The organism is Pectobacterium peruviense (assembly GCF_003312355.2).
GTDB classification, from domain to species: domain Bacteria; phylum Pseudomonadota; class Gammaproteobacteria; order Enterobacterales; family Enterobacteriaceae; genus Pectobacterium; species Pectobacterium peruviense.
Genome location: NZ_CP161826.1, coordinates 293,747 through 320,035, shown reverse-complemented (window position 1 = coordinate 320,035; position 26,289 = coordinate 293,747). Strand labels below are relative to the sequence as shown.

The window sequence follows — 26,289 nt, the reverse complement described above, 5'->3', positions numbered from 1 at the left end:
AGCTTGAAATCTGACGGGCATAAAACAACACCGACCATTCTGAGGATACTTATGCTGAGAAAATTACTCTCATTGACGACCGCCACAGCGCTGACTTTAGGGAGTCTTCTGTTGCCTGTTGCCCACGCCAATGCCGCCGACGCTGGAAACGGCGAGACGCTCAAAAAGATCAAAGCACGCGGTGAACTGGTTTGCGGCGTACACCCCGCACGCCACGGTTTTTCCGCGATTGATAGCAAAGGGCAGTGGACTGGGCTGGACGTCGATTACTGCCATGCGTTAGCCGCCGCTATTTTTGGCGATGCCAGCAAAGTACGTTTTGCCGCTCTTTCCACCGCGCAGCGTTTCCCAGCGATTCAGTCAGGTGAAGTTGACGTGCTATCACGCAATATCACCGCCGATTTGTCTCGCGACACCTCACTTGGGTTGAACTTCGCCCCGCCGACGTTCTATACCGGAACAGGTTTCATGGTGCGCACCAGCGCCAATGTGAAGAAGGTGGAAGATCTGGACGGCGCGACCGTCTGCATCACACCGGGCAGCAGCACCGAACGCAACGTCGCGCAGATTTTTGCGTCACGCAACCTGCATTACACCCCGGTGGTCATCGAAAACAATAAAGAGTACGTCGCAGCCTATCTGTCTGGGCGTTGCGACGTCATCGCTCGCGATAAAGTCGCCCTACCCGGCGTGCGCACCTTTGATGCGGAAAAACCGGCTGACCATGTGATTCTACCGGGGATTTACTCAAAAGAGCCGCTGGCGATGGCAGTCCGTCAGGGTGATGACCAATGGTACGACATCGTGAAATGGGTGGTTTACGCCACGTTCAACGCGGAAGAGATGGAAATCGGCCAACAGAACGTAGAGAGCAAACTCAAATCGACAGACCCAGATATACAAGCATTGCTGGGTACCACTGGCGATTATGGTCAAAAGCTGGGGCTGAATAACCAGTGGGCTTACAACCTGATTAAGCAGGTAGGGAATTACGGCGATATTTATAACCGCCACTTCGGGCCAGACACACCAGCTCCACTGGAACGCGACCTGAATAATCTCTGGACGAAAGGCGGTTTGCTCTACGGCCTGCCCATTCGTTAATTAACCCCACCCTCGGCGTCAACTCGGAAAAATTCGGGCTGACGCCATGCCATCGCATTACCGTCATTAGCGATGTGCGTTGAGAATCGGTAATGACCAGAAGAAAAGATCGCCAGTAATGAAATCACCAAACAAGACGCTACTGCCAACCTCGGCAACACCGTGGTCGGGAACGCCATCTCATTCGCACCGTCTGCTCAACGCGTTTGGCAGCAAGTCCCTGCGCGCCTGGATTTATCAGAGCCTGCTCGGCCTCCTGATCGTCGCGTTCAGCTACTGGCTGTACGCCAACGTAGTCGAAAACCTGCGCTCGCAAAATATTGCCACTGGCTTCGGTTTTCTCGATCACACCGCACAGTTTGAGATTGGCGAAAAGCTCATCGCCTTTACCCCACGCGACAGCTACCTGCGTGCACTTGGCGTCGGCTTACTGAATACCCTCTACGTCACGCTATGCGGCATCGTACTTGCCACGCTGCTGGGTTTCTCCGTCGGAATTGCTCGTGTCTCCCGTAACTGGCTGCTGGCGCGGCTCGCTGGGGGATACATCGAGATGATGCGCAATATTCCAGTGATCTTGCAGGTGATTTTCTGGTCGGTGGTTATCCGTAACTTGCCCTCACCACGGGATGCCATAGAGCTTGGCAGTCTGGGTTTTCTGACCAATCGCGGGCTGTCTTTTTCCGTCCCCGCCGCGCATCACGGCTGGCTGTGGACCACCATCGCCCTACTCGCTGCCGCCCTGATTAGCCTGATCCTGAACCGCGTGGCGCGCTACCTACGGGAAAATACAGGGCGTTCTCTGCCTACAGGCCGTCTGACGCTGTTAGCACTTATCGGGTTACCGCTGCTGGTCTGGTGGCTTTCCGGCGCACCGGCAGAACTCGATCGCCCGATTCTCCGCGGCTTTAACTTTCGTGGCGGCTTTACCGTCAGCCCTGAATTCACCGCGCTATTGCTCGGTATTGCGCTCTATTCTTCGGCATTTATCGCGGAAATCGTGCGGGCAGGGATTCAGTCGATCCCCAAAGGTCAATTGGAAGCGGCACGCGCGCTGTCCTTTTCACCGTGGCACATGATGCGCCACATCATCATTCCACAGGCCATGCGCGTCATCGTTCCGCCGCTGACCAGCCAATATGTCAGCCTGTCGAAAAACAGCTCGATCGCGGTCGTAGTCGGCTACCCCGAGCTGGCGAACATCAGTAACACGTTGATGAACCAAACCGGTCAGGCGCTCGAAGTAATTGCCATCATGATGGTGGTTTACCTGACGGTCAGCATCGTGACGTCGCTGCTGATGAACCTGTTTAACCGCGCCGTCGCCATCAAAGAGCGTTGAGGAGCACTGAATGTTATTTCCAGCACTGTCACTCTCCGCTGTTCCCAACCGACTGCGTACGCCGCTGCTGTGGCTACGCCGTCACCTCTTCAGCAGCGTGCCACAAACCGTGCTCACGCTATTACTGACTGTGCTGATGTGGAATGTCGGAAACAAACTGCTGCATTGGGGCATTCTCGATGCCGTGTGGTACACCACAGACCCGAATGTCTGCCGTGCGGCCGCCGGTGCCTGCTGGGCGGTAATCGTGGAAAAACATCGCCCCATCCTGTTTGGTCTTTATCCTTACGATGAACACTGGCGTCTGGTACTGGCGATTGGGATCTGGTTTCTGGCTCTCGGTCTGTCGCTGATGCCACGTTTCTGGCATTCACGCATCCTCTTACCGCTGTGGATTGCCGCAGTAATCGGCATTGCCATCCTGATGTCCGGTGGCGTGCTTGGCTTACCCTACGTGCCTTCCAGCGAATGGGGTGGCCTGCCGCTGACGATTCTGCTGTTTAGCGGCACCGTCGTCATCGGTATGCCTATGTCGGTTTTGCTAGCGCTGGGGCGGCGCTCACCGCTGCCTTTTCTACGTGGTCTGTCGGTTATTTTTATCGAAGGCCTGCGCGGCGTACCGCTCATCACGATCCTGTTCGTCGCCGTTAACGTCTTTCCGCTGTTCCTGCCCGCCGGTATGGAAATCAACAAACTGCTGCGCATCATCATCGGTATCGCGCTGTTTTTCGCCTGTTATCAGGCCGAGGTCATTCGTGGCGGTTTACAGTCCGTACCACGTGGACAATACGAAGCGGCGACAGCGCTCAATCTCAGCTATTGGCACACGACGACTAAAATCATCCTGCCGCAGGCGCTGCGTATCTGTCTGCCCGCCATGACCAACCATATTATCGCCGCCATGAAGAATACCTCGTTCGTCATCATTATCGGGCTATTCGACATCCTCACCGCCACCAGCTCGGTGATGCAGGACCCGATATGGCGACGCTATTACATTGAAACCTATATTTTTATCTCGGCTATCTATCTGCTGTTTGGCTTCTTGCTCTCACGCTACGCGCTGTGGGTAGAAAAACGCATCGATGCCAGCCGTAATCCAGAAACGTATCACGGTTAAGCGATAGCCGTTGATGAAAACACCGACAGGAGCTTTTTTATCATGAGCTTAGCCGCAGACACTTTAGTTACAAGCAAGGCAGTTACAAACCATGTCGTTACAGACAGTGTAGTGACAGACAACAACGTCATCATTGAGATCGACGCGGTCAGCAAATGGTATGGCGCGTTTCAGGCGCTGAATAACGTGACGCTTAACGTGCAGAAAGGTGAGCGCGTGGTGATTTGCGGCCCTTCCGGCTCCGGTAAATCCACGCTCATCCGCTGTATTAACCGATTGGAAGAACACCACGACGGCCATATCCGCGTGAATGGCATCGAAGTTAACGACAACATTAAGAACATTAACCGCGTACGTTCCGGTATCGGTATGCTGTTTCAGCAGTTCAACCTGTTTCCCCACCTGAGCGTGCTGGATAACCTGACGATTGGTCCAACGCTGGTCAAACAGCGTAAGAAGCAGGAAGCCATCGATTTAGCGATGCACTATCTGGAAAAGGTGCATATCGCGAATCAGGCGCATAAATTCCCGCTACAGCTCTCTGGCGGCCAACAGCAGCGTGTAGCGATTGCCCGAGCGCTCTGTATGCAGCCGGAAATCATGCTGTTTGATGAACCGACTTCTGCGCTGGATCCGGAGATGATTAAAGAGGTACTCGATGTGATGCTCGATCTGGCGGAATCAGGTATGACGATGATCGTCGTTACCCACGAAATGGGGTTTGCCAAGACGGTCGCTGACAAGGTCATTCTGATGGCCGACGGTAGCATCGTTGAATCTGCACCGCCGCAGGACTTCTTCAACACACCATCGCATCCGCGCACGCGCCAGTTCCTGGATCAGATTCTGAGCCATTAATAGGCAAAAAATATCCGCGCCGAGGAATCGGCGCGGATAGCAGCAATCAGGAGAACTTAACGGGAAGACAGCTGTTCTAAACTCTGTTTCGCGACCTGATACAGATAGTGTGCAGTCGGGAACAGTGCGCGGTCGTCAACGCGGAATTTCGGGTGGTGCAGCGCATACGGTCCGCCGGAGCCAACCATCATGAACGTACCCGGCAGTTTCTGCTGATAGAACGCGAAATCTTCACCAATCGGGCTGGCTTCCACACGGCGTGCTTCAAAGCCTTCGTCACTCGCCACATTCAGCGCAAACTCAACCCACTCTGGCGAATTGATCACCGATGGCGGCCCTGCGTGCCACAGGAATTCAATGTCCGCGCCAAAGCTGCTGGCAATACCCGAAACGATTTGGCGGAAGCGCTGTTCAATTAAATCACGCGCTTCCTGATTGAACGTTCGGACCGTGCCTTCAACATAGGCCGTATCTGGGATAACGTTCCAGGTGCTGCCGCTATGAACCTGAGTAATCGACACCACCGCGTTATTGTCGGACGACACCGTGCGGCTGATGATGGTTTGCACCGCAGAAATCAACTGACCCAGAATGATAATCGGATCGTTGCCTTCATGCGGCTTCGCTGCGTGACAGCCTTTCGCCGCAATTTTGATCTCAAAACGGTCAACGCCCGCCGTCAATGCACCGTCTTTCCCGCCGATGACGCCAACAGGCAGCGTCGGGTCGTTGTGAATACCGAAAATCGCTACCGCATTGTCCAACGCACCAACGGCAATCACTTCCGGTGCACCCAGCCCTGTCTCTTCAGCTGCCTGGAACAAAATTCGCACCGTGCCTTTCAGCTCCGGCTCGATTTTCTTCAGCAGAATCGCCGCACCCAGCGCAGCGGAAGAGTGAAAATCATGGCCGCAGGCGTGCATCACCCCTTTGTTGAGCGATGTGAATTCTACGCCAGATTCTTCTTCAATCGGCAGGGCATCGATGTCCGAACGGACCACGACCAGTGGGCCATCCTGTAAACCACCAACTTCCGCGACCAGACCGGTTTTCAACGGCAGATCTAGGACGCGAATCCCTTCTTTTTCCAATACCGCACGAATCTTTTTCGTCGTTTCAAACTCCTGATTCGACAGTTCAGGATTGCGGTGTAAATCGTGGCGAAACGCCTGAATAAACTGAGCCAGGGGCTCGTGCTGAGGTGCGGTTTTCATCAATTCTTACTCCACATTATCGTGCCCCGTCTGGCAGGGCGGCCTTGTTCAGGCGTGCAGGTGTGTCTACGTATACGTTAAATATCGTACTCAAGCGGCTCAGGCAGCTTGGTCAACTGACGCAGGAAACGCTGGGTTTGCGGATTGTCCGAGAAGCTAATCACCTGCTCCGCTGGACCTTCCTCAACGATGTGACCATCCGCCATGAAGATCACTCGGTCGGCCACTTCTTTCGCAAACTGCATTTCGTGGGTAACAATCACCATCGTGGTGTCGTTTTTCGCCAGCTTCTGAATCACCTGAAGCACTTCGTGTACCCTCTCTGGGTCCAGCGCCGAAGTCGGTTCATCAAACAAAATGGCTTTCGGATCGACCGCCAGCGCACGCGCAATACTCACGCGCTGCTGTTGCCCGCCGGACAACGTCACCGGGTACTGTGCCGCCTGCGGCAACAGACCAACCTGCTCCAGCAACGCCAGACCGATTTCATCCGCCTGCTTCTTCGGCATTTTTTTCACGACAATCAGCGCTTCCGTTACATTCTCCAGCGCCGTCTTGTTCTTAAACAGGTTATAACTCTGGAACACCATCGCCGTCTGACGGCGCAGTGCGTAGGCATCCTTGGAGGAGTAACGACGTGTATCCAGCGTTTGTTCGCCAATTTCGATCGTACCTGACTCTGGCGTTTCCAGCAGATTCAGACAGCGCAGCAGCGTGGATTTACCCGAGCCGGATGGGCCGATGATGGCAACCACTTCGCCTTTCGCGATATCCAGACTAATGTTGTCCAGCACCACCTGATCGCCAAAGCGTTTAGAAAGATTCTTTACACTGATCATGTCAGCCCCTTATCGCTGTAGCGAGTGATTCAGTTTCTTCTCAAGCTGTTTTTGCAGCCAGGCGTAAACCACAATCACCATCCAGTAAATCAGACCCACGACCAGGAAGGTCTCGAAGAAACGCAGAGATTCAGCGGCAATCATCTTGCCTTCCGCGAACAGCTCAGAGACACCCAGCGCAAAGGCCACCGAGGTATCTTTAATCAGGGAAATGAAGGTGTTGCCCGTCGCTGGCAGCGCATTCAGCATGGCCTGAGGCAACACGATGCGGCGATAGACCTGCGCTTTACTCATGCCAATGGACAAGCCCGCTTCCGTCTGGCCGAAATCCACCGAGGCCAAGCCCGCACGGAAAATCTCAGCCATATAGGCGGAAGTTTTCAAGCTAAAGCCGATAATCGCGGCCGTCATCGCATCCAGATTGGATAAGCCGGGGAATAACTGCGGTAGGCCGAAATAGATGATAAACAGCTGAACCAGCGACGGAATGCCGCGGAACAGCGAGATATACAGTTCGACGATTTTTACCACGACGACGATCTTGCTTTCACGGACTAACGCCAGGATAAGACCGAGAACCATAGCAAAAAACATCGACACCACGGCAAGAAACAGCGTGGTCGGCAAATACATTAATACCTGGGGAAAGACTTTTAGCAGGTAGGCAAGATCGATATTCATAAGTAATACCATTAATGCTTCCACCGGCCATATTGCGCCGGTGGAACGGGGTTATGACTGTTGACTACATAACGAGTCATCTGGCATCAGACTACGTAACGACGCAGCCAGAATGACAGCGTGAAGTTATTTAGCCGGTGATACCGTGATGTCTTCGCCAAAATATTTTTCGGAGATAGATTTCAGACGTCCATCTTCACGCATTTTCGTCAATTGTGCATCGAACTGCTTACGCAGCGCATCGCCTTTCTCGTCCTTATGGAACGGGAAGCTGACTTCTTCAATCACCAGCGGTTCGCCAACCAGTTTGAACGGCAGGTTACGCTTATTGATTTCCGCCAACAGGATCGGGCGTGAATTCACGTAGCCTTCAACGCGTTTAGACAGTGCATCGTTCATTGCGCCATCGCGTGTTTCATAGGTACGAATAGTGACGCTGCCGTCGGCAAACGCTTTTTTCAGGTTGTTGACGTGGTTAGAACCCAGAACCCCAGCAACCGTCTTCCCTTTCAGGTCAGCCAGTGTATTAATGTCTGTGTTATCTTTGTGCGTCACAATCTGGCTACCGTAGAAGCTATACGGCTGGGCGAAATTGTATTTTTCCTGACGTGCTGGGGTAATTGCCACCACGTTCGCTACCGTGTCGAGTTTTTTCGCTTCCAACTGCCCCATCAGGCCGCTGAAATCAGCGGTGACCCACTCAACTTTGTAATTCAGATCTTTCGCGATGGCTTCCGTGACTTCAACGTCAAACCCAACCAGCTTGTTATCTTGCTTGAAACCACTTGGATAACTCTGGCCTGTTGAACCCACTTTCAATACTTTTCCCTGCTCGGTGCCGCTCTTCCCAGAATCACAGCCAGCAACAAGAAAGGCGGTCGTCAGCGCCAGAACAGACAACGTTACTTTTTTCATCATTTTACTGCCTCTCTTTTTAAGTTTTTATCTTTCCACTGGTCATACAATTGGTTATCAAGAATTTTTTCCATCCAGATGGTCAGGTGTCCTTTTCCCAGATTCGTCTGCCCGACTTCCTTGAAACCATAATTTCTGTACATCTCAATCAGCCACGGGTGGTTTTGCGCAGTGCCAAGCGACACCGCAGGCGCTTTGAGCTGGTTAATCAGAATTTCTTCTTCCAACCAGCTCATCATTTGCTTACCCAATCCCTGTTTTTTATAACCAGGGTGCGTCGCAAACCAACCCAGATGCGGTAGACCGAGCGGGCCCGGTTCTGGCCCCCACGGATAGCGGATGGTAAATGACGACACCATCTCCCCGCCTTTTTCCATCACATAAACGCCGTGTGAGACGATATGCGTGCGCACCATGTCGATATCCGCATGGGCGGCGGAAAAATTGATGCCCAACTGGCGAATCGGCTCAAACGCCGCCAGCGCCAGCGCCAAAAAAGTTTCATCATCCGCAAGCGTAGCCTGACGAAATACGATACTCATGATTTCACCTTATGCTGGTAGCAGACCGGAGTTATCGGCATAACGAATCACGTCATCAACCTTCTGCGGCGCGCTGCCGACATAGTTAGCCGGATTCAGCCATTCGTCCAGATCGGCAGCGGTTACCTGCTCAGAAAGCACGGGATGAGCCAGCAGCACCGATTTAAAGGACTGATTCTGCTCGAATGCCTGCATAGAGCATTCGTAAACCAGATGGTGTGCTGTCTGCTTACCGAGACGCTTGCCAATCTCGAACATCACTTTCTCGGATAACAGCAGGCCGTTTTGCAGATCGAGGTTCGCCAGCATCTGCTTCTCGTTGACGGACATTCCACGCAGGATGCCAAGCGCATTCTGAAGCTGAGCAGACAGATAGATGTTGATTTCCGGCAGCGCGATCCACTCTGCACGCCAGCTCATTGCATCACGCTCATGTTCAACTTTCATGGATTCGTGAATCAGCGCGGCGCTCTTAAACAGCGGTGCAGTCAGGCTCGCCAGCCCTTCCAACGCGGCAGGGTTACGTTTGTGCGGCATCGTGGTAGAACCGATTTTCCCTTCGGAGAACGGCTCTTCGATTTCATTAATCTCGGTGCGCATCAGGTTGTACAGCTCGTTGCCGATTTTGCCCAGCGTACCGCTGATCAGAACCGTCACGGAGGCATATTCGGAGAAGCGATCGCGGGCAGACTGCCAGCCGATATTCGGCGTATTCAGCCCCAATTTATCCAGCGTCAGACGCTCGATTTCCGGCCCTTGCTCGCCAAAAGAAGCATAGGTACAAATGGCACCATTGATGTTGCCGACCAACACACGCTCTTTGATTTCACCCAGACGTTCGAGGTGACGGATAAATTCATCCAGCCAAACGGCCAGTTTGAAGCCAAACGTGGTGGGCAGCGCTTGCATGCCGTGGGTACGGCCAGCCATCAGCGTGTGTTGATATTTCTTCGCCAAACGTTTCAGTTCGACGGCCAGCAGTTGTGTATCTCTGACGACAATATCAAAAGATTGTTTCAGCTGTAACACTGTCGCGGTATCAACGATGTCCTGCGTGGTCACGCCATAGTGAATAAATTCACCCGCAGCGCCACATTGTCTCTGAATCGCGGCAATCGTCGGCATCAGAGAGTGCTTCATGCGTGCTGCATCTTTTGCAATCTCTTCAACATTAAGCGCGCTTGCATCAGCGTTTTCTGCAATGGTTTTTGCCGCATCCAGCGGAATGACACCCAGTTCACCCTCGGCAAGTGCCAGGGCAACTTCTACCTCGACCTGCTTAGTCAGGCGGCTATGCTCGGACCAGACGCCGCGCATTTCAGGCGTGCCAAAATTATTCCCTATAAGAAGAAAATCAATAAGATGTGATGCCATAATTAACTCGTTAGTGTTGGATTTATCAGGCGGGGATTTATGTCGTCTTTTTAATTTTTAAAAATATAACATGCGGAAATTATGCGCTTTATACCTTTGGGATCTATCTTAGACCAAAAAGTTTGATTGCAAACTATGCATTTGGAAATGTTCGCTAACACTCTCTCCCGTGTTGAAAAACCCGCTTGTCACTTTTTCCTTCCTACAATGAAACTCCTTATCCGTATGACTGCTGACGAAGGATTATCATGCTTTCCCACACGACATTACGCATGCCACGTACCTTATTGATTACCATGATCATTATTTCAACATTCTCTTCTCAGGCACAGGCCCAGGATCGCTACCTGCTGGAAAAGGTAGTTGAAGTTAGCCGTCATGGCGTGCGTCCCCCGACAGCATCCAACACAACCGCACTGGAGTCCGGCACAGCACGACAATGGCCGCAGTGGGTCACGCGAGAGGGTGAATTAACCGGACATGGCTATGCTGCCACCGTGATAAAAGCTAGCTATGAGGGCGAATATTATCGTCAACAACATCTGTTCGCGTCAGGTTGCCCAGCGGAACAGCAGATTTATGTACTTGCCAGCCCGTTACAGCGCACCCGCGCAACCGCACAAGCTTATATGGACGGCATGTTTCCCGGCTGCGGCGTTGCTACGCATGCCGTTGAGGATGAAAAGCAAGATCCGCTGTTCCATGGCGATAAAATGGGGATTGGCACACTTGACCCTGAACAGGCAAAAGCTGCCGTGCTGAAAGCCATGGGGGGTGACTTGGATACCGCCTATCAACGTCTTAAGCCCAGTATCGAGTTGTTGAAGCAGGTCGTATGCGAAGCAGACAAACCCTGTCCGGTGTTTGATAAACCGTGGGCGCTCAAACAGGATAAAGACGGTTCGACGTCTATCAGCGGCCTGAATACGCTGGCGAATATGAGCGAGGTTTTCCTGCTGGAATATAGCGAAAACCTGCCGCTGGCACGGGTCGCTTTTGGTCATGTCCGCAGCACGCAGGATCTCATCCCACTGATGGCACCAATGACTGCCAAATACGACTTCACCAATGATGTTCCCTACATTGCACAGCGTGGCGGCTCGCTATTGATGCAACAAATCGCACAGGCACTCGCGCAAGGGACGTCAGCAGAACAGGACACCGCACAAGGCGAACCACCGACAGCGCCTTACTTATTGTATGTCGCGCATGACACCAACATCGCCTATCTGCGCACGCTGTTGCAATTTCACTGGCAGCTACCCGGCGATACCGCCGATAACATCCCGCCCGCAGGCAGTCTGGTCTTTGAACGCTGGCGCGATACGACCACTCAGAAACGTTTTTTGCGTATTTATTTCCAGACACAATCGCTGGATCAGATCCGTGCGCTGACACCGCTGGGTGAGCAACAGCCGTTACTGAAAGAAGAGTTTACGTCTCAGGGCTGTCAGCAGACAGAAAAAGGCACGCTGTGTCCTTTTGATACGACGCTGGAATCCATGCGGAAAAGTATCGATAGCAGTGCGCTGGCAACGGTACATTACGCGCCGTAGCTCGCCATCTTATCGGGAACAACAACGTCTTGTCGGGTTACTGAATCTGACAGGACCTTTGCACGAGAAGGCAAATTGTAGACGAAAAAAAAGCACATCTTTCGATGTGCTTTTTCTTGTAATTGGTCGGCGAGAGAGGATTCGAACCTCCGACCCACTGGTCCCAAACCAGTTGCGCTACCAAGCTGCGCTACTCGCCGAATGTACTGTTTTTTGAACATCACTGATGTTCTAGCTTGTGTGTGGTGCGAAGAGAGGGACTTGAACCCTCACGTCCGTAAGAACACTAACACCTGAAGCTAGCGCGTCTACCAATTCCGCCACCTTCGCATAACTCACAAACTTTTATTAACGAAAAATCGCTAACTTACTACTAAATCTGGGGTGGCTAATGGGACTCGAACCCACGACAACTGGAATCACAATCCAGGGCTCTACCAACTGAGCTATAGCCACCATCACCACATTTTACATCTTATTACGCGGTACTTCCTTTTTACGGGATACTTTCTTTACGAAGGCAAGTGTACCACCGCAGCTCTTGCACACAACATACTCGTTTAGACAATATAATGGTGCGCCCGACAGGATTCGAACCTGAGACCTCTGCCTCCGGAGGGCAGCGCTCTATCCAGCTGAGCTACGGGCGCTTAGCGCCGTTGCGGGACGGGATATTACGGACTTAGCGACTGGCTGTCTAGTGCTTTTTTATCGAAATGATGTGTTTGCTTATGCTTTGCTCATTTCAAGCTAAATAACGTACAAATCCGCGCTTCCCGCCCCCAAATACGACTATTTACCCCCTGCCAGCGATGTTTTTTTACCCAATCCCAGCGCGAAATAACACAGGCTGACTACAGCTAAAAAGGCGATACCGACCAATAAAGACATCCGTGTGTCGATATTTATATACATTCCCACCAGCACACACAGCAAAAACGCCATCGTCAGGTAGTTTACCCACGGGAACAATATCGATTTAAACGGATGTGCGGCCAGCGCTGCACGATGCTGCTCGCGAAAACGCAGCTGGCTGATCAACACCACAAACCACGGCACCATACCCGGCAGCACGCTGGCGCTATAAACATAAACAAACACTTTTTCCGGGTTAGGGATGACGTAATTCAAAAGCGACCCAGCCACCAGACAAAGAATAGAAATCATGACACCTGCTGCGGGTACACCGCTGGCCGTCACTTTACCTAGCCAGGCAGGAAGTTGACGGTTGTTAGCCAGCGAATACAGCATACGACCACAGCTATACATGCCGCTGTTGCAGCCGGACAGCGCGGCCGTCAGCACCACAAAGTTGATAATGCCTGCCGCCGCCACAATACCGATTTTCGCAAACGTCAGCACAAACGGGCTGCCGGATGTACCGATTTCATTCCAGGGGAAAATGGTGACGATAACGAAGATCGCACCCACATAGAAAATCAGGATGCGCCACAGAATGTTATTGATCGCACGCTTCAGCGTCACCTGCGGATTTTTCGCTTCACCCGCCGTGATACCGACCAGCTCAACGCCCTGATAGGACGCTACCACCAGACACAGCGCGAACAGCAGGCCTTTCCAGCCTCCCGCAAGGAAGCCGCCGTGCTCGGTCAGGTTACTAAACCCTGTCGCCTGACCGTGGTTACCAAAGCCGAAGAAAATAATGCCGACACCGACCAATATCATCACGACGATGGTGGTGATTTTAATCATCGCAAACCAGAATTCGATTTCACCATACAGCCTTACCGCAGCAAGATTTGCGCCCGCGACGAGTGCTACCGCGGCGATGGCCGGTATCCATTGTGGCAAGTCGGGGAACCAATACTGAACATACACGCCAATGGCGGTAATCTCCGAAATTCCGACCGCCATCCACATAAACCAATAGCCCCACGCGGTGAGATAACCGAAAAAGGGATGCATGTATTTATGTGCGTAGACGGCAAACGATCCTGCAACCGGCTCCAGATAGAGCATTTCGCCCATTGAGCGCATGATGAAAAAAACGAAGATTCCAGCGACAATATAGGCCAGCAATACTGACGGCCCCGCCCACTTCAACGCACTCGCTGCGCCCATAAACAGCCCAACACCGATCGTGCCACCTAGCGCAATCAGCTCAATATGTCGGGCTTCCAACCCTCGATGGAGTTTTTCCTGCTTTACATCTTCTGCCATATATCCTCTGTCTTTATGTTGTGCTTATCCCGACTGTTGCCGGTTATTGTTCTTATTTCAGAAATACTATCTGTTAGAAAGAATGTGTCCTCGCCTCAAATTGGCGGCCATGAAAATACCGTAATGTGGGCTTGAATAACACATCAGGGACGACGAATACGGCAAAGATAGAATTCTGTCTTTCTGATTGTTTGGCAAACAGACAATTGAAGTCGAATAGGAATGAAAAATCAGGGTTATCTACTGTAGAGAAAGAGAAAGGCTGTGGGGAAAGACGACGAGGAAAGGTTGGCGCGTCCAGCGCGCCAATTCAATAAGGCTACAGACGACCGCTGTAATGATAAGCGACGTATTTCAACAACTTAAACTGCCGAAAAATACGACTGGGCTGGGACAGCAAGCGATATAACCATTCCAACCCTAAGTTTTGCCAGACGAGCGGAGCACGCTTAACACGTCCGGTAAAGACGTCATACGTGCCGCCCACGCCCATATACAAAGCATCAGGATAGTGGTGGCGACAATCGCGCATCAGGATTTCCTGCCGTGGTGATCCCATCGCGACGGTCACAATCTGGGCGCCGCTGGCACGGATTCTCTCAAACAAGGCATCGCGCTGCTCTGGCGTAAAATAGCCATCCTGACTGCCGACAATATTCACGTTCCACTGCGCCCGCAGTTTCGCTTCCGTTTGTGCCAACACATCAGCTTTGCCCCCTACCAGAAAAACGGGCGTTCCCTGTTTGCCCGCTCGTTCCATTAGCGCTTCCCACAGGTCAGCCCCTGCAATCCGCGTGACGTCAGCCTGCGGGTACTTACGCCGAATAGAACGCACAATGCTGATGCCGTCCGCATACTTATACTCTGCGCGATCGAGCAGCGTACGTAGCGCCACATCTTTTTCCGCTGTTAGCACTTTCTCCGCGTTAATCGCGACAAGCGTTCCCGTTTCAACCCGCTCCCCCGCAAATAGGTAGTCAACAAACGTCCCCATATTGCGGAAACCGTGAATGGGCAAACCACGAATGGTATACAGAGGGACTGTCTCTGTGGTTTTTAACTCGGTCATATCTGCTCCTTGATCACAGGGTCCTGTACGGTGTTGGGTGTCGGCGCGAGCGGCGTGGCGCGCATGCGCATCAGACGTTGTCTGATGAGTCCGGCGCTTTCCAGCAGCCAGTAAAGCAGTTTGGCAACGAGCAGGCACAGGCCAAATATCAGACAGAAAAACACCACACGTGAAACAAAGGAATCGACGCCTTCGCGCGTCAGCACAATAATATTGAACACCGCACCGAAGCAGAACGCCTGCAAAATGGCGGCCTTATAGCGATTGCTGTCGTTTTTCCCTAACTCATACACCCAATCGAACCACTTGATAACCAGCCCTACCGCAATTGCGCCGAGCGGGATGAACAGCACGCCGCCCATCACTACCAGCGAGCCTAACAGCGTAGGGGATATCGCCAGTCCAGAGTGGTTATTCAACACTTCCCAGGTGAAATAGTTTGCACTGTTTAACACCATATTCGGACGGTCTGGCCATAGCCAGGAGGGAATAAAGACGTAGAAATCACGAGCAATCGGTGCCAGCCCTTGAAATTCAATCTTGTCATAGTTCTGCCACAGCAGCGCCAGATTCTCCCAGGGCGAGAAGGTGTCACGCGTTAAATAGAGGAAGGTATAAAAGGCGTAATCACCGCTGACGTCCAGCCCATAGCGCTTCAGCGCCAGCCAGAACATCCCGACAACCCCAAATATCCCGGCCGCTACCAGCATCCAGAGCGTAATCCAGCCACGCACAATGCCAATAAACAGAAACAGAGCGAAGGCAATGATCAGATTCGCACGCGTGCCGCCGACAATCACATATGTCAGCATCCCAAATGCGACCGTCCCGATAAGGAACATCAGCCATGCACGCTGCGTCTGACGCAGAAAATACACCACCAGCATTGCCGGAATGAAGAAGTAGAAAAAGCGTTTCAACGCCACGCCGGACACATCGCTAGAGAATATCTGGCTGTAAGAACGCAGCTTAAACAGCAGGAAGCCATTGTTGAGGAAGAAAATACCGACGGTGGCTACCGCAATCAACGCCAGCAGCAGCCAGGTCAGATTGGCTTCAACTCGGTTCACCGTTAAGAACGGGGCACGTGGCGCGGCGGTTTTCTGGCGTAGTCGCGTTTTATAGCTGACGTAATAGATCGCATAGAAGGCAGTGGCGGACAGCATTGCCTGAAGCAGGTACTGCACAGGGACGACTTCAACACCAAAACGAAATACCAGCACGCAGGTAAATGGAAAACCAAAGTAGAACGTCAATAAATAGAGCAGCGAGAACAGCACGTTAAAGTTAAAACGAACGCGCCGAAACTCCATCCAGGTCAGGCTCAGGATAAAGATGACTGAAATCAGGTAGACGACAAACAGCCCACCAAATTGCCCCAGCGTCATGTCGGTTCTCCCGCCGCCAACGCCAGCGCATCCCGCCAGCCTTGCAGATAATTGGGATTGAAGAACGCGATCTGGTGTTTATCTACCGATGCCAGTTGGCGCTGAGCTTCACGCACCACTGCCTCGTCCAGTTCATCACCGTAAAACAGCACAGGAAGGCCTTGCTCCGTCAAATCCTGCCAGAACGGATTTTGCCGACTGATGACGAACGGTACACCAAACTGAATCAGCAGACATAGCGTCCCGATCCCCTGTTGGCGATCGAAAATAAAATAGCCCAAATCACAGGTACGCAACATGTTGAGATAATCATCAAACGCCAGTTGGTCTTTCAGCAGTTGGAAATTTTTCACGCCGAACAGCGCCAAGCCGTCCTTTTCAACCTGCGCGATGTAGGGCGCATTATTCGCGGGGTAGCCCATTGGCACAATAACCCGCACATTGTTCCCGAACTGCTTGTGAATCGCCCGCAGCGCTTCCTGATGGCGGTTCGTGCGATCGCCAGAATTGCCGACCAGAATCGTCATCGGTCCAGCCAGCGGTTTATCCACCTGCATGCCCGTTAGCGCCGGATCCATCCGCGTTGGGAAGTACAACAATGACGTCGGCACGCGAGGAGCACGCTGCTGATACCACGCCAGATCGCCGCGCGTGGCGAACACGTGTCCGACACGCTTTTGCGCCATACGCCGCAGCAGATAAAACAGGCGATATTTCAGGCTGCTTGCTTCTTCATACAAATCCGCGCCCCAAACGTGCCAGTAAATCTGCTCAGATTTGATTTTCCCGCTCAGCAGCGCCAGCCACAGCGTGGGATTAAACTGCCCATGCAGGAAAAAGCGCATCTTGCGATTCGACTTTGCTCTGGCGATGACCGCCTCAGCCAGCGTTTTTTTATCCACGCAGGTTTCTATACGCAATGCAGGAAAATCGGCCGGCGAAATGCCGTCGTGAGAAGCCACGATGAAATGCCGAATCTGATGTTCGGGGAGTTCCGTCGCCAGTACGTCGTTAAAAAAACGTAAAACGGTCTGGTTATGATGCGGGATATCAGATCCCAATACATGAATCAGTGTCGTCATGCTCGCCTACGGTAAATAATGAATACGCAACAACAAAGCAAAAAATAGACCAGGTAGGTTGCCATATAGGCCTGCGCTGCGCCTTGTGCGCCATAAAGCGGAATTAACCAGTGAGAAAAACCGGTTAACAGGAGAAACTGGCTGACTTCCGTGAGCAGATAAAAGCGCAGCGCAGCTTTCGCAATGACCAGATAGCCAAAGACGTAAGCACCCACTTTCATTACATCCCCGACCAACTGCCAAACGAAGAGATCTCTCATTGCCGTAAATTGGCTAGAGAACAGCAGCCAGATAGCAAAATCTCGCAGCAGCCACACACACAAGCTGACGCACGCCACAACGGGCAGCACAAACTTCAGCGAGCGAATAATCTCCTGCGCCAGCGCGGCCTTGTCTGTCAGACGCGAGAGCGTCGGCAACAGATAAACGGTAAAGGAGGCAGTAATAAATTGCAGATAAGCATCGGAAATACTGCTGACGCCCTGCCAAATGCCCACTTCATCCCAGCTGTAATGCGCCGCCAGCAGGTTACGCATCATGATGTACGCCACGGGCAGCGTCACCGCCGTCATCAGCGCCATCAACGTAAACTTGCCCAACTGCCCAGCGATGGCACGATCCCATGCTGGTTTTAGCGACGCCAGCGACAGCGGCGTACGACGCAGTAGCATGATTCCTGAAGGAATTACCAACAATGCAGGCACCAGCGCCATCCCCGCAAGCGCACCAGCATAGCCGCCCAGCCGCAGGCAGAGCCAAAAGGCAGCCAGCCCGATCAGGCTACCGCCGATCACGGCCAGCGCGTTGCCTATCGCATCCCGATAGCCTTTGAGGATTGCCAGAAACAGGTTGGCGTAGGCAATACCCATCTGGATAAACGCCAGCGCACGCACCACATCGCGATAGTCCTCATGCCCAAACAGCAGATTGGCGATAGGCGCTGCGGCAGCCAGAAAGAGTATCGCCAGAAAGGTGGAGAACCCCAGTACCAGCGTGATAGACGTGCCTAGCAGCGGCCTCAGTCGGTCCGGCTGTTGTTGATATTCCGCGACATATTTGGTGACACCGTTGAAAATCCCCGCCCCGGCTAACACGCCCAACACCGTAATAAGCTGGCGGAAATTCCCTGCCATTCCCACGCCGCTGGGGCCAAACGTGACCGCCAGCAGTTTGACGACAACGAGCCCCGCGCCGATTTTTATCAGCGTGGAGCCTGCCGTCCATATCGATGCTTTCGCCAACGACATATTAGGAGAAGAAGCTCAGAATGGTATTGATGACGGTCCGCTGATTGACGTCCGACAGGTTGTAGAACAGCGGTAAACGTACCAGCCGTTCGCTTTCCTGCGTGGTATAGCGATCGTCACCGGAGAAACGACCGAAGTTCAGACCCGCCGGACAGCTATGTAGCGGGATATAATGAAAGACCGTCATGATTTCGGCTTCTTTCATGTAATTGATAAACGCACTGCGGTCGTCCTGATCGCGCAGTTTGATATAAAACATGTGCGCGTTGTGGATCCCATTGGCAGGCACGGTCGGCAGCGTTATACGCCCCGCATCGGCCAGCGATTTGAATGCCGCATAGTAGTTCTGCCACAGTTTCAGGCGACGCTCGTTGATGGGTCGCGCCGCTTCCAACTGAGCCCAGAGATAGGCAGCCTGAATATCCGCCATCAGATAGCTTGAGCCGATGTCACGCCAGGTGTATTTGTCCACCTGTCCACGGAAGAACTGGCTACGGTTGGTGCCTTTTTCACGGATGATTTCCGCTCGTTCCACCAGCCTCGCGTCATTAATCAACGTGGCCCCGCCCTCACCGCCCGAGGTGTAGTTTTTGGTTTCGTGAAAACTGAAGCAGCCGATGTGACCAATAGACCCCAGAACGCGGCCTTTGTAGCTGGACATCACGCCCTGTGCCGCATCTTCCACGACATATAAATCGTATTTTTTCGCCAGAGCCATAATCGCGTCCATCTCGCAGGCGACTCCCGCGTAGTGAACCGGCACGATAATGCGCGTTTTTTCCGTAATCGCCGCTTCGATTTTCGTCTCATCGATGTTCATGGTATCCGGGCGGATATCGACAAACACGATCTTCGCACCGCGCAGCACAAAGGCGTTGGCGGTAGAAACGAAGGTATAGCTCGGCATGATCACTTCATCGCCGGGCTTAATATCCAGTAGGATAGCCGCCATCTCCAGCGACGCTGTGCAGGAAGGCGTAAGCAGGACTTTCTTGCTACCGGAGTAATGTTCCAGCCACTGCTGACAACGGCGAGTAAATCCGCCATCGCCGCACAATTTGCCGCTGCTCATGGCAGCCTGCATATAATCCAGTTCCGTACCGACAACCGGTGGCGCATTAAATGGAATCATGTATTCACCTGTATAACCAATACGCCGTGCTCTCAATCGTGGCACCACGGCGAAGATAAAGACGAAGAGCCGCCACGTTGCCAACCTGCGTCGCGACCCGAAGACGTATCAACCCTTGCTGTCGGCACCACGCTTCCGCCAGCGCCATCAGTTGTGAACCAATACCGCGTATCGTAACGCCCGGCCAAACACCCAGCAGCCCGATACGGGCATCCGAGTCATCCAGTCTGCGCAGCGTGACCCATCCTTGTGGATGACCCGCGGCATCTTCCATCATCAAGCAACAGTGGTCGAACGTACCGCGTACCGCATTTTCAACCCACTGAGCGTAAAAACGCCCACTATCCTCCGGCTGATACCACGGCGTACGGAAACGACTCAGTGCAAAAACACATGATGCCGCGTCCCTCAACGCAGGAATATCATCGAGCGTGGCTTCACGCCAGCGCGGTAGTGGCGTAGCGGCTGCAGTAGGATGCAGAGGCAAACTGAGATCGACCTCGCCTTCCACTAAGCGAAAACCGAGATCAGCCAGCTCATCCGCCAGTACCAGATTGTCCGCCGCGATTTTGGCCTGCGTCAGCGCAAATACGTTCAACACATCAGGCGTCAACACAGGCGCAGAAGGCGAAAAATTCAGCTTACCGCTGTCAATCTGAAAGAATTCACTCTCCCAGCCCAGCGGTTCAACCGTGGCGCGAATTTCTCCCTTTCCTGCTGATATCGGATAGGTCATCATTTCGCCTCTTTCTTTTCCGCCATCTGGCTTTTCCGTCATCTCAGTACAGGTTTAGTCGTTCAGTCCTAAACGCTCACCGGTATAGGAACCGTCCTGCACACTGCGCCACCATTTTTCGTTATTCAGATACCAGCTGACGGTTTTTTTCATGCCCGTCTCAAACGTTTCCTCTGGACGCCAGCCCAACTCACGTTCGATTTTTCCAGCATCGATCGCATAACGCATATCGTGGCCTGGCCGGTCTTTCACATAGGTGATGAGATCGCGATAATACGCCACACCAGCAGGCTTATTTGGTGCCAGCTCTTCTAGCAGTGCGCAAATGGTCTGCACCACTTCAATATTTTTACGTTCGTTGTGGCCGCCAATGTTGTACGTCTCACCGACTTCGCCTTCCGTCACGACTTTGTACAGTGCGCGGGCATGGTCTTCGACAAACAACCAATCACGAATTTGTGCGCCATCGCCGTAAACCGGCAACGGTTTGCCCGCGACCGCGTTCAGAATCACCAACGGAATCAGCTTCTCAGGGAAATGGTAAGGACCGTAGTTATTCGAGCAGTTCGTGATAACGGTCGGGAACCCGTAGGTGCGCAACCATGCGCGAACAAGGTGGTCGCTGGAGGCTTTCGATGCCGAATAAGGGCTGCTCGGCGCATAAGGCGTGGTTTCTGTAAACAGATCGTCCGTCCCATGCAGATCGCCAAAGACTTCATCGGTAGAAATATGGTGAAAGCGGAACGCATTCTTGTCCGCATCAGCCAGGTTCTGCCAATAGTGGCGTGCCGCTTCCAGCATCGTATAGGTGCCGACAATATTGGTTTCGATAAACGCCGCAGGGCCGTCGATAGAGCGGTCAACATGGCTTTCTGCCGCTAAATGCATCACCAGCGCAGGCTGGTAAGCCGTGAAGACACGATCCAGTTCAGCACGATCGCAGATATCTACCTGCTCGAATGCGAAGCGTGAGCTATCGGCAACCGGTGCCAGTGAAGACAGGTTGCCCGCATAAGTCAGTTTATCGACAACCACGACGCTGTCCTGCGTCTCAGCCAAAATGTATCTGACTAACGCGGAACCAATAAACCCTGCACCACCGGTAATTAAAATACGTTTCAACGCCATACTCCTTTGGTATCAATAACCCACTGTTGTTTCACATCGTCTGGGTTAATCGCCTTAAACTGACGGTGGTCTACCAGCATCACTAGCACATCGGCTTCTTTTAATGCACTGCTGGTATCGACCAGTTTTACCTGCCCAGCCAACACGGACGGCAGGTGTTTGACATTCGGTTCGACAACTAACGTCACACCCGTATTCCACTGCGCAATCATGGAGGTAATTCCCACGGCAGGACTTTCGCGCAAATCGTCAATATCCGGCTTGAACGCTAATCCAAAGCAGGCCACAGTGACCTCGCTGGCGCGTTTATCCGTTTGTGCCAGATAATCCGCCACGGCCGCTTTGACCCGATCCACCACCCAGAGTGGCTTGCCATCGTTCACCAGTCTGGCGGTATGAATCAACCGAGCCTGCTGCGGATTCTGCGCCACGATAAACCAAGGGTCGACCGCGATACAGTGCCCACCTACGCCGGGACCGGGTTGCAGGATATTGACGCGAGGATGGCGGTTTGCCAATCGGATAAGTTCCCATACGTTAATGTTTTGTTCGGCACAAATCAGCGAGAGTTCATTGGCGAAAGCAATATTGACGTCGCGGAAGCTGTTTTCGGTCAGCTTACACATCTCGGCGGTGCGGGAGTTAGTGACCACACACTCACCCTCTAAGAAGATGTTGTAGAGTTCGCTGGCGCGAGCAGAGCACACTGGGGTCATACCGCCAATAACGCGATCGTTTTTAATCAGCTCAACCACGACCTGACCGGGCAGCACCCGTTCAGGACAATAGGCAATATTGATATCCGCCGTTTCCCCAACCTGCTGCGGAAACGTCAAGTCCGCGCGCGCATCGGCTAGCCACTCGGCCATTTGCTCAGTCGCCCCCACGGGGGACGTCGACTCAAGGATCACTAGATCGCCTTTCTTCAGCACTGGCGCGATGGACGCTGCTGCAGCCTGAACGTAGGCCAGATCGGGTTCGTGATCGCCTTTGAAAGGAGTAGGAACTGCGATCAGGAAAGCATCGGCTGGCACAGGTTTTGTCATCGCCTGAAGGTAGCCATTTTCCACCGCGACCTTGACCAAGGTATCCAAATCGGGCTCGACAATATGAATTTCACCGCGATTAATGGTCTCAACCGCCAATTTGTTCACATCGACACCGATGACTTTTTTCTGACGCGACGCAAATGCCGCTGCGGTGGGTAAACCGATGTAGCCTAAACCGATTACGGAAATGGTAGTAAAGCTCATAGTGTCACCTGATATTTTTATGTCTGCCGCCGTAAGGCGACGTTTAAAATCGCTTCTAGCGATTTTTTATGTCGAGCTGTCCCTGTCCGACACCCTTCGGGTCGCTGCAAAAACAGCGCTAAAAATCATTTCCTATGATTTTTTAAAGCATCCACAATGCGTTGACAGGCTTGGCCATCGCCATAGGGGTTGTGGGCTCGGCTCATTGCCTGATACGCACCTTCATCCGTCAGCAGCATAGATACCGCATCGACAATGCTCACCACTTCCGTGCCGACCAGTTTGACCGTACCCGCTTCTATCGCTTCCGGCCGTTCCGTCGTATCACGCATCACCAATACTGGCTTTCCTAACGACGGCGCTTCTTCCTGGATGCCACCCGAATCGGTCAAAATCATGTAAGAACGATTCATCAAATACACGAAAGGCAGATAATCCTGCGGCGCAATCAGCATCACATTATCAATATCGCTCAGGATACGATTCACCGGCTCACTGACGTTAGGGTTCAGATGGACTGGGTACACAATCTGCACTTCAGGGTGTCGACGAGCGATATCCGCCAGCGCACCACAAATACGCTCAAAGCCGCTACCAAAACTCTCGCGTCGGTGTCCGGTAACCAGAATCAGCCTTTTACTGCTGTCCAAAAAGGCATATTTTTCGTCAAGGCTGCGGCGTAGTGAGGCATCTCCGAGGATACGGTCGCGCACCCAAAACAACGCATCAATCACCGTATTGCCAGTCACAACAATATGCCGATCGGACAAATGTTCACGCAGCAAATTTTGGCGGGAATGCTCCGTCGGAGCAAAATGGTACATCGCCAGGTGCCCAGTCAGCTTACGGTTAGCCTCTTCCGGCCAGGGCGAATAGAGATTGCCAGTACGTAATCCCGCCTCCACGTGGCCGACAGGGATACGCTGATAAAAAGCCGCCAAACTGGTTGCCAGCGTTGTGGTGGTATCACCGTGAACCAACACTAAATCCGGTTTAAACTCCGCCATGACGGGTTCAAGTCCCGATAAAATCCGGCAGGATATCTCACTGAGCCCCTGTCCCGGTCGCATAATATTTAGATCGTAATCCGGTGTAATATCGAACAAATGCAACACCTGATCCAGCATCTCCCGGTGCTGGGCTGTTACGCAAATTCTCGATTCAAAGGCTCCATCCTGAGCCAGGGCATGAACCAGCGGTGCCATTTTAATGGCTTCCGGCCGGGTGCCGAAAACAGTCAACACTTTCACATTGAATCTCTTTAATCAGGTTAGGCGCAGGCGCTCGCTGAGCATCAAATCAGCAAGCTGGTTAACGCAGACGGCGAGCCAGGGCAACACCCGCTCCCACTAGCACACCAATCGCACCCCACATCACCATCAGGAATGCCCGGCGCGGGCTGTCGCGCTTCACCGGTTCTTCCGGCGTACGCAAATAACGATACGTCTGGAAACTGGCCTCAAGCGTTGGGCCAACGTTCAGCGTCGCCAACATCGCGCGATTTTGATCGTAATCCAGTTCATAATGCGGGCCGCTGGTCTGCAACGTTTCCAGTCGGGCTTGAAGCATCGGCCTGCCGAGCAGGAACATTTCCGATGCGGGGATTTCATCTGCTGGCGTATCCGTCTGGCTACGGCTAATACCTTGTTGTTGTGCGATTTTCAGCGCCAGTTCAACGCTGCGGACTTCACGATCGTAAATCGCTTTTGCTACCGCTTCCTGACGCTTAATCTGCGACTTCATGAAAATGGTTCTGGCAGCCCAGGCTCCCTTGATTTCTTCATTCAAGTGGTTGGCTGCACGCTGACTGGCAAAAACCACATACTGACGAAGCAACGTGTTGGAATCTGAGGAGGTTTCCGCCACCAGCTTCACGGAGTCATTGGTTTTTTTCCCGTCATCACGCGCCGTAAACTGAATGTTGTTGACCAGCTCATCCAGCAAGGCTGCATCAGCCTTTTCATCGCCTTCCAGACGTTGCTTATAATAGTCAGTCTGCAACCAGAAATCGCGGCGGGTATCGTAAGCCGCTAACTGCATGATGAATTCATCATAAGCACCAGCCGAAATAGACGGTTGTTCTGGCTGAGGAGAGGAAAACGATCGAGCGTCGAGGTTACGTAGGAATTGCTGCTGCGAGTAATAGCCGCCCAACATATTAACCGTCGGCTTGTCGGTAATCGATGTTGCACTCCATTCCTGTTTAACAAGATAGGAATAGCCTAATGCCACGACGGCAAACAGCAGGCCGATTGCTATCGGCCACACCTTTCCACGCCACAGCAGGCGAAATAAACCACGGATATCCAGTTCGTTATCAATCAACGCATTTCCGGTAGACAAGTTCTCTGATTTCATTACTTCCCCAAAATTATTTGGTCAGGATGACTGCTTTTGCTCATCGGAATGCCGCATACGGCGTTTGATTCGCTTGATAAAACGGGCGACCCGCCATGCTCGTTTCAGGCAGTAGCCATACAGTAGAAATGCAAGCAAGAATAATGCCAACATGACCCATTCGGGTATGAAAAAGAAATATTCTCCCAACACACCGACCGCAGCCAATAAAGCAGCGGCGAGCGTAATCAGCAAAAATGCCTGACGAGAGGAAAAGCCCGCCCGCATCATTAAATGATGGATATGCTGCCGATCAGGCGAGAACGGACTCATCCCTTTGCGCAAGCGCCGATACATAATGGCGATCATATCAATCAGCGGGATAGCGATGATCCACAATGCTGTAACGGGATTAATCGGATGCTGCGGACCTTGCGTCGTCTGAATCAGAAGCCAGATAGCCGTGAAGCCAATCATCGTGCTACCCGCATCGCCCATGAAGACCTTATAGCGTCGTCCAAACATGCCGAGATTAAGCAGAATATAAGGCAACGTCGCCGCGATCATGGCGAAACACCACAATGCCAGATTCGTATGGCCGCTCATATACAACAAAATTCCCATCGCCCCGAACGAGACGCTGGACAACCCGCCAAGCAGTCCATCGATCCCATCCACCATATTGAACGCATTGATAGCCGCCCAAACGGCAAACAGTGTCACCAGATAACCAAATGGCCCCAGTCCCATCTGCCACGGGCCGAAAATATGCCCTAGGTTGTGTATCGTCAAGCCAGCAAGGGCCATCATCACCACAGCGACAAACGCCTGCACAACAGCGCGAATTTTCACACTGATATCAAAACGATCGTCCAGCATGCCGACAAAAACCAGCACACCCGCGCACATCAGGTAAAGACGGAAGTTGGGGATATATTGATCGGTAATGAAGTAGGTAAAGCAGATACCTGCATACACGGAGATACCGCCAACCAGAGGTACAAGACCCCGATGGCGTTTACGGTAGTTGGGACGATCGACAAGTCCTATTTTACCCGCAATACTGCGAGCAAAAAAAAGAAAGCCCAGAGAAAACAAGAAAATAAATAGTAATTCGGTACTCATAGTGAGTAAGTTCACCGTTAACAGCTTCGCTGTAGCTGTTCAGTATAGACTCGGTTTACGCCTTAT

At 52.6% G+C, this 26,289-nt stretch carries 23 protein-coding genes and 4 tRNA genes; 5 read left to right on the top strand and 22 right to left on the bottom strand.

From position 1 onward, the window contains the following. The first annotated feature begins 51 nt into the window (after positions 1 to 51). The 4 genes from DUT67_RS01485 to DUT67_RS01470 all read left to right on the top strand — a co-directional run bounded on the left by DUT67_RS01485 (position 52) and on the right by DUT67_RS01470 (position 4,424). The gene (locus DUT67_RS01485) at positions 52 to 1,104 is read left to right on the top strand and encodes an amino acid ABC transporter substrate-binding protein (protein ID WP_113632691.1); all 1,053 of its coding nucleotides are present in this window, start codon (positions 52 to 54) and stop codon (positions 1,102 to 1,104) included. A 118-nt stretch (positions 1,105 to 1,222) separates the two neighbouring features. Continuing rightward, positions 1,223 to 2,446 (top strand): amino acid ABC transporter permease, encoded by a 1,224-nt coding sequence (locus tag DUT67_RS01480; protein WP_113632692.1) that lies wholly within the window; start codon positions 1,223 to 1,225, stop codon positions 2,444 to 2,446. 10 nt (positions 2,447 to 2,456) lie between these two features. Beyond that, positions 2,457 to 3,566 carry an amino acid ABC transporter permease gene (locus DUT67_RS01475; RefSeq protein ID WP_113632693.1) on the top strand — a complete coding sequence of 370 codons (1,110 nt, stop codon included), beginning with the start codon at positions 2,457 to 2,459 and terminating at the stop codon, positions 3,564 to 3,566. Between the two features lie 42 nt (positions 3,567 to 3,608). Further along, a complete protein-coding gene (locus DUT67_RS01470) occupies positions 3,609 to 4,424 on the top strand; it encodes an amino acid ABC transporter ATP-binding protein (protein ID WP_113626920.1) in 816 nt (271 codons plus the stop codon). Between the two features lie 56 nt (positions 4,425 to 4,480). Here the strand turns inward: DUT67_RS01470 and DUT67_RS01465 are convergent, their stop codons facing one another. The 6 genes from DUT67_RS01465 to purB all read right to left on the bottom strand — a co-directional run bounded on the left by DUT67_RS01465 (position 4,481) and on the right by purB (position 9,989). After that, complete coding sequence (locus tag DUT67_RS01465) at positions 4,481 to 5,638, bottom strand: M20 peptidase aminoacylase family protein (protein WP_113632694.1); 1,158 nt, start codon at positions 5,636 to 5,638, stop codon at positions 4,481 to 4,483. A 77-nt stretch (positions 5,639 to 5,715) separates the two neighbouring features. Further along, a complete protein-coding gene (locus DUT67_RS01460; protein ID WP_113626919.1) occupies positions 5,716 to 6,477 on the bottom strand; it encodes an amino acid ABC transporter ATP-binding protein in 762 nt (253 codons plus the stop codon). A 9-nt stretch (positions 6,478 to 6,486) separates the two neighbouring features. After that, positions 6,487 to 7,158 (bottom strand): amino acid ABC transporter permease, encoded by a 672-nt coding sequence (locus DUT67_RS01455; RefSeq protein ID WP_011095665.1) that lies wholly within the window; start codon positions 7,156 to 7,158, stop codon positions 6,487 to 6,489. Positions 7,159 to 7,284: 126 nt separating this feature from the next. Continuing rightward, positions 7,285 to 8,076 carry an amino acid ABC transporter substrate-binding protein gene (locus DUT67_RS01450; RefSeq protein WP_113632695.1) on the bottom strand — a complete coding sequence of 264 codons (792 nt, stop codon included), beginning with the start codon at positions 8,074 to 8,076 and terminating at the stop codon, positions 7,285 to 7,287. Beyond that, positions 8,073 to 8,615 (bottom strand): GNAT family N-acetyltransferase, encoded by a 543-nt coding sequence (locus DUT67_RS01445; RefSeq protein ID WP_113632696.1) that lies wholly within the window; start codon positions 8,613 to 8,615, stop codon positions 8,073 to 8,075. The genes DUT67_RS01450 and DUT67_RS01445 overlap by 4 nt, the downstream gene beginning before the upstream one ends. A gap of 9 nt (positions 8,616 to 8,624) precedes the next feature. Beyond that, positions 8,625 to 9,989: an adenylosuccinate lyase gene (gene purB / locus DUT67_RS01440; RefSeq protein WP_113626916.1), complete on the bottom strand. Its 1,365-nt coding sequence runs from the start codon at positions 9,987 to 9,989 to the stop codon at positions 8,625 to 8,627. Positions 9,990 to 10,237: 248 nt separating this feature from the next. On the opposite strand from purB, the gene DUT67_RS01435 reads away from it, so the two are divergent. Next, positions 10,238 to 11,545, top strand: a complete 1,308-nt coding sequence (locus DUT67_RS01435; RefSeq protein ID WP_113626915.1) for a histidine-type phosphatase — start codon at positions 10,238 to 10,240, stop codon at positions 11,543 to 11,545. A gap of 123 nt (positions 11,546 to 11,668) precedes the next feature. On the opposite strand, the gene DUT67_RS01430 is transcribed toward DUT67_RS01435, so the two are convergent. The 16 genes from DUT67_RS01430 to wecA all read right to left on the bottom strand — a co-directional run bounded on the left by DUT67_RS01430 (position 11,669) and on the right by wecA (position 26,238). Then, positions 11,669 to 11,745: transfer RNA gene (locus tag DUT67_RS01430), tRNA-Pro, on the bottom strand. A 43-nt stretch (positions 11,746 to 11,788) separates the two neighbouring features. Then, positions 11,789 to 11,875 (bottom strand) — tRNA-Leu (locus DUT67_RS01425). A gap of 50 nt (positions 11,876 to 11,925) precedes the next feature. After that, a tRNA-His gene (locus tag DUT67_RS01420) sits at positions 11,926 to 12,001 on the bottom strand. A 117-nt stretch (positions 12,002 to 12,118) separates the two neighbouring features. Then, positions 12,119 to 12,195: transfer RNA gene (locus DUT67_RS01415), tRNA-Arg, on the bottom strand. A 142-nt stretch (positions 12,196 to 12,337) separates the two neighbouring features. After that, entirely contained in the window at positions 12,338 to 13,726 is a 1,389-nt protein-coding gene (locus DUT67_RS01410) for an amino acid permease (protein WP_048262932.1), read from the bottom strand. A gap of 319 nt (positions 13,727 to 14,045) precedes the next feature. After that, entirely contained in the window at positions 14,046 to 14,795 is a 750-nt protein-coding gene (gene wecG / locus DUT67_RS01405) for a lipopolysaccharide N-acetylmannosaminouronosyltransferase (RefSeq protein WP_113626914.1), read from the bottom strand. Beyond that, entirely contained in the window at positions 14,792 to 16,183 is a 1,392-nt protein-coding gene (wzyE, locus tag DUT67_RS01400) for an ECA oligosaccharide polymerase (RefSeq protein ID WP_113626913.1), read from the bottom strand. The genes wecG and wzyE overlap by 4 nt, the downstream gene beginning before the upstream one ends. Next, positions 16,180 to 17,265, bottom strand: a complete 1,086-nt coding sequence (locus DUT67_RS01395) for a TDP-N-acetylfucosamine:lipid II N-acetylfucosaminyltransferase (protein WP_113626912.1) — start codon at positions 17,263 to 17,265, stop codon at positions 16,180 to 16,182. Before DUT67_RS01395 ends, wzyE begins: the two co-directional genes overlap by 4 nt. Further along, positions 17,262 to 18,512 (bottom strand): lipid III flippase WzxE, encoded by a 1,251-nt coding sequence (gene wzxE / locus DUT67_RS01390; protein WP_113626911.1) that lies wholly within the window; start codon positions 18,510 to 18,512, stop codon positions 17,262 to 17,264. The genes DUT67_RS01395 and wzxE overlap by 4 nt, the downstream gene beginning before the upstream one ends. 1 nt (position 18,513) lies before the next feature. Next, on the bottom strand, positions 18,514 to 19,644 hold the full coding sequence (gene rffA / locus DUT67_RS01385) for a dTDP-4-amino-4,6-dideoxygalactose transaminase (RefSeq protein WP_011095675.1): 1,131 nt from the start codon (positions 19,642 to 19,644) through the stop codon (positions 18,514 to 18,516). A gap of 4 nt (positions 19,645 to 19,648) precedes the next feature. Beyond that, on the bottom strand, positions 19,649 to 20,380 hold the full coding sequence (gene wecD, locus DUT67_RS01380; RefSeq protein WP_113627009.1) for a dTDP-4-amino-4,6-dideoxy-D-galactose acyltransferase: 732 nt from the start codon (positions 20,378 to 20,380) through the stop codon (positions 19,649 to 19,651). 54 nt (positions 20,381 to 20,434) lie between these two features. Then, positions 20,435 to 21,508 (bottom strand): dTDP-glucose 4,6-dehydratase, encoded by a 1,074-nt coding sequence (gene rffG, locus DUT67_RS01375; protein ID WP_189339533.1) that lies wholly within the window; start codon positions 21,506 to 21,508, stop codon positions 20,435 to 20,437. Then, positions 21,499 to 22,761 carry a UDP-N-acetyl-D-mannosamine dehydrogenase gene (wecC, locus tag DUT67_RS01370; RefSeq protein WP_011095678.1) on the bottom strand — a complete coding sequence of 421 codons (1,263 nt, stop codon included), beginning with the start codon at positions 22,759 to 22,761 and terminating at the stop codon, positions 21,499 to 21,501. The genes rffG and wecC overlap by 10 nt, the downstream gene beginning before the upstream one ends. Before the next feature lie 125 nt (positions 22,762 to 22,886). After that, complete coding sequence (gene wecB, locus DUT67_RS01365; protein ID WP_113632697.1) at positions 22,887 to 24,011, bottom strand: non-hydrolyzing UDP-N-acetylglucosamine 2-epimerase; 1,125 nt, start codon at positions 24,009 to 24,011, stop codon at positions 22,887 to 22,889. Positions 24,012 to 24,072: 61 nt separating this feature from the next. After that, positions 24,073 to 25,119, bottom strand: a complete 1,047-nt coding sequence (wzzE, locus tag DUT67_RS01360) for an ECA polysaccharide chain length modulation protein (RefSeq protein ID WP_113626908.1) — start codon at positions 25,117 to 25,119, stop codon at positions 24,073 to 24,075. A 21-nt stretch (positions 25,120 to 25,140) separates the two neighbouring features. Then, positions 25,141 to 26,238, bottom strand: a complete 1,098-nt coding sequence (wecA, locus tag DUT67_RS01355) for a UDP-N-acetylglucosamine--undecaprenyl-phosphate N-acetylglucosaminephosphotransferase (RefSeq protein WP_113626907.1) — start codon at positions 26,236 to 26,238, stop codon at positions 25,141 to 25,143. Between the last annotated feature and the right edge of the window lie 51 nt (positions 26,239 to 26,289).

Bases quoted from the DNA above. Each gene is read 5' to 3' on its own strand.
- DUT67_RS01450 (WP_113632695.1), bottom strand. From the start codon at position 8,076: ATGATGAAAAAAGTAACGTTGTCTGTTCTGGCGCTGACGACCGCCTTT.
- DUT67_RS01395 (WP_113626912.1), bottom strand. From the start codon at position 17,265: ATGACGACACTGATTCATGTATTGGGATCTGATATCCCGCATCATAAC.
- wecG (WP_113626914.1), bottom strand. From the start codon at position 14,795: ATGACCGAGTTAAAAACCACAGAGACAGTCCCTCTGTATACCATTCGT.
- DUT67_RS01455 (WP_011095665.1), bottom strand. From the start codon at position 7,158: ATGAATATCGATCTTGCCTACCTGCTAAAAGTCTTTCCCCAGGTATTA.
- DUT67_RS01445 (WP_113632696.1), bottom strand. From the start codon at position 8,615: ATGAGTATCGTATTTCGTCAGGCTACGCTTGCGGATGATGAAACTTTT.
- DUT67_RS01460 (WP_113626919.1), bottom strand. From the start codon at position 6,477: ATGATCAGTGTAAAGAATCTTTCTAAACGCTTTGGCGATCAGGTGGTG.
- DUT67_RS01465 (WP_113632694.1), bottom strand. From the start codon at position 5,638: ATGAAAACCGCACCTCAGCACGAGCCCCTGGCTCAGTTTATTCAGGCG.
- wzxE (WP_113626911.1), bottom strand. From the start codon at position 18,512: ATGTCGTTGGCGAAAGCATCGATATGGACGGCAGGCTCCACGCTGATA.
- DUT67_RS01435 (WP_113626915.1), top strand. From the start codon at position 10,238: ATGCTTTCCCACACGACATTACGCATGCCACGTACCTTATTGATTACC.
- wzzE (WP_113626908.1), bottom strand. From the start codon at position 25,119: ATGAAATCAGAGAACTTGTCTACCGGAAATGCGTTGATTGATAACGAA.
- rffG (WP_189339533.1), bottom strand. From the start codon at position 21,508: ATGGCGTTGAAACGTATTTTAATTACCGGTGGTGCAGGGTTTATTGGT.
- wecC (WP_011095678.1), bottom strand. From the start codon at position 22,761: ATGAGCTTTACTACCATTTCCGTAATCGGTTTAGGCTACATCGGTTTA.
- DUT67_RS01485 (WP_113632691.1), top strand. From the start codon at position 52: ATGCTGAGAAAATTACTCTCATTGACGACCGCCACAGCGCTGACTTTA.
- rffA (WP_011095675.1), bottom strand. From the start codon at position 19,644: ATGATTCCATTTAATGCGCCACCGGTTGTCGGTACGGAACTGGATTAT.
- DUT67_RS01470 (WP_113626920.1), top strand. From the start codon at position 3,609: ATGAGCTTAGCCGCAGACACTTTAGTTACAAGCAAGGCAGTTACAAAC.
- purB (WP_113626916.1), bottom strand. From the start codon at position 9,989: ATGGCATCACATCTTATTGATTTTCTTCTTATAGGGAATAATTTTGGC.
- wzyE (WP_113626913.1), bottom strand. From the start codon at position 16,183: ATGACGCTGGGGCAATTTGGTGGGCTGTTTGTCGTCTACCTGATTTCA.
- DUT67_RS01410 (WP_048262932.1), bottom strand. From the start codon at position 13,726: ATGGCAGAAGATGTAAAGCAGGAAAAACTCCATCGAGGGTTGGAAGCC.
- DUT67_RS01480 (WP_113632692.1), top strand. From the start codon at position 1,223: ATGAAATCACCAAACAAGACGCTACTGCCAACCTCGGCAACACCGTGG.
- DUT67_RS01475 (WP_113632693.1), top strand. From the start codon at position 2,457: ATGTTATTTCCAGCACTGTCACTCTCCGCTGTTCCCAACCGACTGCGT.
- wecD (WP_113627009.1), bottom strand. From the start codon at position 20,380: ATGACCTATCCGATATCAGCAGGAAAGGGAGAAATTCGCGCCACGGTT.